The organism is Streptomyces sp. NRRL B-24572 (assembly GCF_002156145.1).
GTDB classification, from domain to species: Bacteria; Actinomycetota; Actinomycetes; order Streptomycetales; family Streptomycetaceae; genus Streptomyces; species Streptomyces vietnamensis.
This window is the reverse complement of the sequence record NZ_MWIG01000684.1, coordinates 1-7643: the sequence shown is the minus strand read 5'-3', so window position 1 is coordinate 7643 and position 7643 is coordinate 1. Positions and strand designations below refer to the sequence as shown.

Below are 7643 nucleotides of genomic sequence, written 5' to 3'. Positions count from 1 at the left end.
ATGGCACCAGCCGGTCTCGTGCCCGAGGCGACCGCGCGCCGCCACGCACGCGCGCCGTCACGTACGCGCGCCGTCACGCACGCGCGCCGTCACGTACGCGCCTCGCCTGTAACCCGTCACGGCACCAGGCCCGTCTCGTACGCGAAGATCACCAGCTGCACCCTGTCCCGCGCGTCCAGCTTCGTGAAGAGCCGTGCCACGTGTGCCTTCGCCGTCGCCGTGCTGATGTGGAGCCGTTCCGCGATCTCGCCGTTCGACAGGCCCCGGCCGACGAGGGTGAGGACCTCCCGTTCGCGTTCGGTGACCCCGTCGAGGCCGCGCGCCGGGCGGAGTGCCGGCTCCGGGCGTGCCGCGAACTCCTCGATCAGGCGGCGCGTCACCCCCGGTGCGATCAGGGCGTCGCCGGAGGCCACCACCCGGATCGCGGCGAGGATGTCGTCGAGGGCCATGTCCTTGACGAGGAAGCCGCTCGCGCCGGAGCGCAGCGCCCCGTACACGTACTCGTCGTCGTCGAAGGTGGTGAGGACGAGGACCCGGGGCGCGTCGGGGCCCGCCGTGACGAGCCGGGTGGCCTCGATGCCGTCCATGCCGGGCATCCGGACGTCCATCACCACCACGTCCGGCCGGAGGTCGCGGGCCAGGGCGACCGCCTCCGTGCCGGTGCCCGCCTCGCCCGCGACCTCCAGGTCGGGGGTGTCGGCCATGAGGACGCGCAGCCCGGCCCGGACGAGGGGTTGGTCGTCCACGAGGAGGACGCGGATCATGCGGGGGTTCCTTCCTGGGCAGCGGCAGCGGCAGCGGCGGCGGTGCCGGCAGGCAGCGGCAGCAGTGCCGTCACGTGGAAGCCGCCTCCGGGGCGCGGCCCCGCCGTGAGGCTGCCGCCGAGGAGTTCGGCGCGCTCGCGCATCCCGACCAGGCCGTACCCGCCCGCCAGGTCCCCGCCCGGTGCGCCCCGGCCCTCGTCGGCGACCTCGACGAGCAGCGCGTCCGTGCGGCGCTCCACCGTCACCCGGCAGGTGGGGGTCGCCGCGTGCCGGACGACGTTGGTGAGGGACTCCTGCACGATCCGGTACGCGGCGAGGTCGACCTCCGGCGGCAGCGCGACGTCCGGGTTGCCGAGGCGCCGCAGTTCGACCCGTACCCCCGCGTCCGCCGTCGACGCCGCGAGCCGTTCCAGGTCCGCGAGGCCCGGCGCCGGGTCGCGCGGTGCCGGGCGGCCGTCGGCGGCGGCGCCCCGCAGCGCGCCCAGGGTGCGGCGCAGCCCGGCGAGGGTCTCGCGGCTGGTGGTCTCGATGGTGGCGAGCGCCTTGCGGGCCTCGGTGGGCTGGGTGTCGATGACCCGGCGGCCGACGCCCGCCTGGATGGCGATGACGCCGATGCTGTGCGCGACGACGTCGTGCAGCTCGCGGGCGATCCTGAGCCGTTCGGCGGCGACGGCCTCTGCGGTGGTCGCGGCACGCAACTCCGCCGCGTGATCGCGCCGTTCGCGTACGGACCGGCCGAGGAGCCCGGCGGTGAGCAGGGCGAGCGCGAGGGCCGTGACCGTGCTGACGAAGACGTCCTGGCCCGAGGTCGTGTAGGTCGCGGCCGCGATCTGTACGGCGAGCGCGCCGAGGGCGGTGGGCAGCAGAACCCGGAGCGGGCGCGCGGCGGCGATCCGGCCGACGACGGCGTCGGCGGCGAGCACCGGGAGGTAGAGGAGCACGGCGTCGGGGCGGGTGGTGGCCGCCGCGAACAGTCCCGCGAGCAGCAGTCCGAGGGCCGCGAGCGGGTTGCGGCGCGCCAGGGGCAGGGTGAGGCCCACGACGACGGCGGTGAGGAAGAGCCGCAGCTCGGTGGAGCGGTACGGGCCGGTCCGTACCGCGCTGAGGAGCAGGAAGGGGTGCGCGACGGCCGCGCCCCAGGCGAGGGCCGCCGGCACCCGCCCTTGGGACGGGCGGTCGGTCGTCGTGGCGGTGGCGGGCATGGTCGTGATCGTAGGTGCGTCCGCCGGTCGGGGCATCGGCCCGCGGGCGTACGCCCCCGGGCCACCCCGCCGCCTCGGTTGTGGCCGCCGAGCCGATGTGCCGGGGGGTGCCGGCCCGACACCGTGGGCCGCATGATCGAAGTCCACGAACTGACCAAGCGCTACGGCCGCCGGGCCGGATCCCGTCCGGCGATCCGGTCCCGCCTCATGGGCCGTCCCGCCGCCGACCGTCCCGCCGCCGACCGCCCTGCCGCCGACCGCCCTGCCGCCGCCCGCCCCGCCGTCGACCGCCTCACCTTCGCCGTGAAACCCGGCCGCGTCACCGGCTTCCTCGGGCCCAACGGCGCCGGGAAGTCGACGACCCTGCGCCTGATCCTGGGGCTCAACGAGCCGACGTCCGGGACCGCCACCGTCGGCGGACGGCGGTTCCGGGAGTTGCCGCGCGGGCTGCGGGACGTCGGGGCGCTGCTCGACGCGCACGACGTGCACGGCGGCCGGACCGCCGAGGCCCATCTCGCGGCGCTCGCCCGCACCAACGGCATCCCGCGCCGCCGCGCCGCCGAGGTCCTCCAGGAGGTCGGCCTCGCGGAGGCCGCCAAGCGCCGGATCGGCGGCTACTCGCTCGGCATGAGACAACGCCTCGGGATCGCCGCCGCGCTGCTCGGCGACCCTCCCGTGCTGCTCTTCGACGAGCCGGTCAACGGTCTCGACCCGGAGGGCGTGCTGTGGGCGCGGGGGCTGTTCCGGCGGCTCGCCGCCGAGGGCCGCACGGTGTTCGTCTCCAGCCATCTGATGAGCGAGATGGAGCACACCGCCGACGACCTCGTCGTCATCGGCCGCGGCCGGCTCATCGCGGCCGAGAGCGTGACGGACTTCGCGGCGCGCGGCACCCGCCGGAGCGTGACGGTACGGCCGGCCGATCCGGGCCTCGCCGACGTGCTGAAGGCCGAGGGCGCCACCGTACGCACGGAGGGGGAGGAGCTCGTCGTCACCGGCATCGACGCGGACCGCATCGGCCTCCTCGCCTTCCGGCACGGCGTCCCGCTCGCCGGACTGACCGCGCACGCCTCCTCGCTCGAAGAGGCGTTCATGGAGCTCACCGCCGACAGTGTGGAGTACCGCTGATGCCTGCCGCCGCCGCCCGTTTCCGTGACCTCCTCGCCGCCGAGTGGATCAAGCTGTGGTCCCTCCGCTCCACCCCGTGGGCCTTCGCCGTCGGCGCGGTCGCCGCCCTCGGCGTCAACCTCAACGCGACCCTCGCCGACTACCGCAACTACCCGAACTACTCGGACGGCATCAAGGAACTCTTCGTGCCGATCTGGGCGATGCGCGACGCGTTCACGCTCGGCGGGGCCATGGTGTTCATCCTCGCGACCGGTTCCATCGGCGCGCTGATGATCGTCGGCGAGTACGGCACGGGCCAGATCCGTACGACCTTCGCGGCCGTCCCGGCCCGCCGGGCCGTCGTCGCCGCGAAGACGCTCGTCCTCGCCGCCGTGATGCTCGTGTACGGCGCGCTGGTCGCCGGGGTGTCGTTCGCGACGACGCAGGCCGTGCTCGACGGGCGGGGCGTCGGCATGGCGCTCGGCGACGAGGGCGTGGCGCGGGCCGTCGCCGCGTCGGCGCTCCTCGCACCGGTGTGCGCGCTCGCCGGCTTCGGGCTCGGGGCGCTGCTCCGGCACGCGGCGACGACGATCGTCTCCCTGACGGGCGTACTGCTCCTGCTGCCGGCCCTGATGGACGAGCGGAACCGCTGGGGCGCGACGTTTCTGCACGCCCTGCCGCAGGGCGCGTGGAAGCGGCTCACGGAGGTGGGGGTGTCGCCGGTGCCGGTGGAGTACCCGTGGACGGCGGGCGGGGCGTGGACGGTGTACGCGGCCTGGGCGGCGGGCGCGGTGGCGGTGGCTTTCGTGGCGGTCCACCGCCGGGACGTGTGAGCGACCTCGCCGCCCGTCGCCGGGACGTGTGGGCGACCTCGCCGCCCGTCGCCGGGACGTGTGGGCGACCTTGCGGTCCGTCGCCGGGACGTGTGGGCGACCTCGCCGCCCGCCGCCGGGACGTCCGAACCGTACGAGAAGAATCAGCGGCGGCCGTGCACCGCCCGTGCCACCCGCGGACCCAGCCAGCGCTTCAGCCGCCGCAGCGCCTCCAGCTGCTCGGCGGCCCGGTCGATCCGGTAGTACAGCTGCGGCGGGACGTGCGGGAGCAGCGGCGAGTGGCGCTGGCCGAGGAGCGCGAACATCTTGGCCGGCTCCAGGTTCATGTAGCGCGGCAGGTTCTCGTACCACTGGGCGCTGTAACGGGCCGCGCTCTGCGCCGAGACCAGCTCGGCGCGCCGCCGCTTCCCGTACGCGGTGAGGGCGGCGTCCAGGTCGCCGGGGGCGCGCAGGGCGTCCGCGAGGGCGAGTGCGTCCTCCAGGGCCAGGGTGGTGCCCGCGCCGATCGAGTAGTGCGTGGTGTGGGCGGCGTCGCCGAGGAGGACGAGGTTGCCGCGGTGCCAGACCCGGTTGGTGAGGGTGCGGAAGGTCAGCCACTGGGCGGTGCCGTCGGCGCGCTCGCGCCCGATCAGCTCGTGCCCGTCGAGGAGGTCGTGGAAGAGCTTCTCCAGGAGGTTCAGGCTGTCGGCCTCGCCGCGCGTGTCGAGCCCGAGGCCGGTGAAGGTCTCCGGGGAGCACTCGACGACGCAGGTGGACCGTTCGCCGCTGAACCCGTAGGCGTAGCACCAGATCCAGCCGTGCTCGGTCTCCTTGAAGGCGAAGCTGAACGAGTCGAAGACCTTGGTGGTGCCGAGCCAGATGTAGTGGTTGCGGCCGCTGGCGACCTCGCTGCCGAAGTGGTCCGCGTGGGCCTCGCGAAGGGCGCTGTTGACGCCGTCGGCGGCGACGACCAGGTCCGCGCCGGCCAGTTCGGGCGCGTCGGGGCCGGGGATGTCGTGCTCGAACTCGACCCGTACGCCCAGCTCCTCGGCCCGGTCGGCGAGCAGCGCCAGCATCCGCCGCCGTCCGATGCCGAAGCCCGCGTCGCCGCGGTGGACGGTCCGCTCGTCGCGGACGATGGCGACCCCGTCGGTCCAGGTCACGGAGGCCTCGGCGACGGCGGCCGCGGACTCGGGGTCGCCCGCGCGCAGCTTGTCGAGCAGCCCCGCCCAGTACGTCACGCCCCAGCCGTACGTGGACCCCTCGGGGTTCCGCTCGTACACGGCGATGTCGTGGGACGGGTCCTGCCGCTTCAGCAGGATCGAGAGGTAGAGGCCGGCGGGTCCGCCGCCGACGATCGCGAGCTTCACGTGCGCTCCCACTGAGACATGACACCGTGCGGTTGGACGACGACGCACGGTAGCAGTGGGGGTGGGGTGGCGCCGGGGAATGGCGCCACGGACCAGCCCTACGGGCTACGACAGCAGGCGGGCTACGGCAGCAGGCGCCGCTCCTTCGCCACCGCCACCGCGCCCGCGCGGGTGTCGACGCCGAGCTTGGCGTAGATGCGGCCGAGGTGCGTCTTCACCGTCGCCTCGCTGATGAACAGCGCCCGCGCGATCTCCCGGTTGCCCAGGCCGCGCCCCAGCTGGCCGAGGATGTCCCGCTCCCGGTCGGTGAGCGACGGGCCCGCCGCGCCCCGCATGCGGTCCATGACCCGGCTGGCGACCGGCGGGGAGAGTGCCGTGCGGCCCTGCGCGGCGGAGTGGATCGCCGCGAACAGCTCCTCGGGCCGCTCGGCCTTCAGGAGGTAGCCCGTCGCGCCCGCCTCGATCGCCCGCGTGATGTCCGCGTCCGTGTCGTACGTGGTGAGGACCAGGACGTGGACACCGGTGGGCGCGATCCGCCGCGTCGCCTCCACGCCGTCGATGCCCGCGCCGAGCTGGAGGTCCATGAGCACCACGTCCGGCTTGAGCTTCGCCGCCATGGCGACGGCCTCCTCGCCGCTGCCGGCCTCCCCGACCACCTCGATGTCGGGGGTGCTGCCGAGCAGCGCGAGCAGACCGGCGCGGACGACGACGTGATCGTCGCAGAGGAGGATCCGTACGGACATCAGGACTCCAGGGGGAGCGGGATCGCGGCGGAGAGCACCGTGCCCTCGCCCGGGGTGGACTCGACCGTCAGGGTGCCACCCAGCTGCTGCGCGCGCACGCGCATCGCGGGCAGCCCGTGGCCGCGTTCGGCCTGTTCGCGCGCGAGCGCCGGGTCGAAGCCGCGGCCGTCGTCGGCGATGTCGAGGACGACCTGGTCGTCGAGGTAGGTGAGGGTCAGGGCGGCGGAGTCGGCGCCGGCGTGCTCGCGGATGTTCGCGAGGGCGCCCTGGCCGATCCGCAGCAGCGCCGCCTGTACGCGGTCGGGCAGCGGCACCGGGGCGCCGTCGACCCGGAAGGCCGCCGACTCGCGGGCGGCGAGCCCGCGCAGGGCCTCCTCCAGGCCGCCGCCCCCGGCGAGGTCGGCGGGCGCGAGGTCCTGCACGAAGCGGCGGGCCTCGGCGAGGTTCCGTTCGGCGATGGACTCGGCGGTACGGACGTGGCGGCGGGCGGTGTCCGGGTCGCCGTCCCAGGTGCGGTCGGCGGCCTGGAGCAGCATCTGCTGGCTGGACAGGCCCTGCGCGAGGGTGTCGTGGATCTCCATGGAGAGCCGCTGGCGCTCGGCGAGGGTGCCCTCGCGGCGCTCGATCGCGGCGAGTTCGCGGCGGGTGCGGATCAGGTCGTCGATGAGTGCCCGCTGCCGGGCGGCCTGCCGGTCGGAGTACACGAAGACGCCGGTGGCGAGGGCGGCGACGGCCGGCGGGGCGACGATCAGGTTCGGGTCCCAGCCGCCGTGCGACAGCTGGACCTGCGCGAACACCACGAACGCGGTGAGCAGGGCGACCAGGCCGAGCGCGGCGCGCGGCGGGAGGGTGCGCAGGCCCGTGTAGAAGAGGGGCACCGCGCACCAGGCGAAGCTGGGCGCGAGGACGACGAGGACGACCCAGACGGCGACGACCGTGCCCAGCCAGGCGATGCGGCGCGGGGTGGCGCGGGTGCCGAGGACCGGTCCGAGCAGGTAGAGGGAGGCGAGCGCGCCGGTGAGGGCGATGATCCAGGGGCTGCGGGCCTCCCACTCGTGCCGCAGCAGGAAGCGGGCGAGGGAGGCGCCGAGCAGCAGGAAGAACGCGATGTGCATGACCCGCGCCAGCCAGCGGGCGTCCGGGTCGTGTTCTGCGGGCCGGGGCAGCCGGCGGGCGTCCGGGTCGTGTTCTGCGGGCCGGGGCAGCCGGCGGGCGTCCGGGTCGTGCTCCGTGGGCCGGGTCACCGTGCCGCCTCCCTGCCGTGCTGACCTGCGTGTATCTGTCCATGGTGACCCGGAGGGACCAGCAGGGCATCAACCGATCGGCTGACAGACCCGTCGTCCGGTGTGCGCGCCGAGGAGAGCCGGACCGTGGACCGGCGGGCGCCGGTTCCGCCCGGAGGATTGAGGCAGAGCGAAGGACGAACGAACCGCTCGAAGGCTTCCCCCTCCCCCTCCTCCTCACCTCTTACGGAGTCAGTCATGAAGAAGATCCTCCTCGGTGCCACCGCCGCCGCTGTCGTCGCCGCCGGTACCTTCGGCGTGGTCTCCGCGAACGCCGCCGCCCCGGCCGCCGCTCCCGCCGCCGTCATGGCCGACGCGGACAACGGCAACACCATGACGTCGACGCACCTGACGATCGAGGCCGC

General features: G+C 74.8%; 7 protein-coding genes. 2 read left to right on the top strand and 5 right to left on the bottom strand.

What is annotated here, in order from left to right; all coding sequences use genetic code 11:
• Positions 1-116: 116 nt before the first annotated feature.
• Both CCN56_RS33545 and CCN56_RS33540 read right to left on the bottom strand, forming a co-directional pair.
• Positions 117-764, bottom strand: coding sequence for a response regulator transcription factor (locus CCN56_RS33545; protein WP_086831610.1), 648 nt, complete (start codon positions 762-764; stop codon positions 117-119).
• The gene (locus CCN56_RS33540) at positions 761-1966 is read right to left on the bottom strand and encodes a sensor histidine kinase (protein ID WP_086831609.1); all 1206 of its coding nucleotides are present in this window, start codon (positions 1964-1966) and stop codon (positions 761-763) included. Before CCN56_RS33540 ends, CCN56_RS33545 begins: the two co-directional genes overlap by 4 nt.
• A gap of 132 nt (positions 1967-2098) precedes the next feature.
• On the opposite strand from CCN56_RS33540, the gene CCN56_RS33535 reads away from it, so the two are divergent.
• Entirely contained in the window at positions 2099-3091 is a 993-nt protein-coding gene (locus CCN56_RS33535) for an ABC transporter ATP-binding protein (RefSeq protein ID WP_086831612.1), read from the top strand.
• Entirely contained in the window at positions 3091-3903 is an 813-nt protein-coding gene (locus CCN56_RS33530) for an ABC transporter permease subunit (RefSeq protein WP_086831608.1), read from the top strand. Before CCN56_RS33535 ends, CCN56_RS33530 begins: the two co-directional genes overlap by 1 nt.
• Before the next feature lie 143 nt (positions 3904-4046).
• Here CCN56_RS33530 and CCN56_RS33525 read toward each other — a convergent pair whose 3' ends face one another.
• The 3 genes from CCN56_RS33525 to CCN56_RS33515 form a co-directional block, all read right to left on the bottom strand.
• Entirely contained in the window at positions 4047-5252 is a 1206-nt protein-coding gene (locus CCN56_RS33525) for an FAD-dependent monooxygenase (protein WP_086831607.1), read from the bottom strand.
• Between the two features lie 122 nt (positions 5253-5374).
• On the bottom strand, positions 5375-5995 hold the full coding sequence (locus tag CCN56_RS33520; RefSeq protein WP_015035223.1) for a response regulator transcription factor: 621 nt from the start codon (positions 5993-5995) through the stop codon (positions 5375-5377).
• Positions 5995-7110 carry a sensor histidine kinase gene (locus CCN56_RS33515; RefSeq protein ID WP_086831611.1) on the bottom strand — a complete coding sequence of 372 codons (1116 nt, stop codon included), beginning with the start codon at positions 7108-7110 and terminating at the stop codon, positions 5995-5997. The genes CCN56_RS33520 and CCN56_RS33515 overlap by 1 nt, the downstream gene beginning before the upstream one ends.
• Positions 7111-7643 lie beyond the last annotated feature (533 nt).

Excerpts from the sequence above, each read along its gene's own strand:
- CCN56_RS33545 (WP_086831610.1), bottom strand. The coding sequence starts at position 764 with ATGATCCGCGTCCTCCTCGTGGACGACCAACCCCTCGTCCGGGCCGGG.
- CCN56_RS33540 (WP_086831609.1), bottom strand. The coding sequence starts at position 1,966 with ATGCCCGCCACCGCCACGACGACCGACCGCCCGTCCCAAGGGCGGGTG.
- CCN56_RS33535 (WP_086831612.1), top strand. The coding sequence starts at position 2,099 with ATGATCGAAGTCCACGAACTGACCAAGCGCTACGGCCGCCGGGCCGGA.
- CCN56_RS33530 (WP_086831608.1), top strand. The coding sequence starts at position 3,091 with ATGCCTGCCGCCGCCGCCCGTTTCCGTGACCTCCTCGCCGCCGAGTGG.
- CCN56_RS33520 (WP_015035223.1), bottom strand. The coding sequence starts at position 5,995 with ATGTCCGTACGGATCCTCCTCTGCGACGATCACGTCGTCGTCCGCGCC.
- CCN56_RS33515 (WP_086831611.1), bottom strand. The coding sequence starts at position 7,110 with ATGCACATCGCGTTCTTCCTGCTGCTCGGCGCCTCCCTCGCCCGCTTC.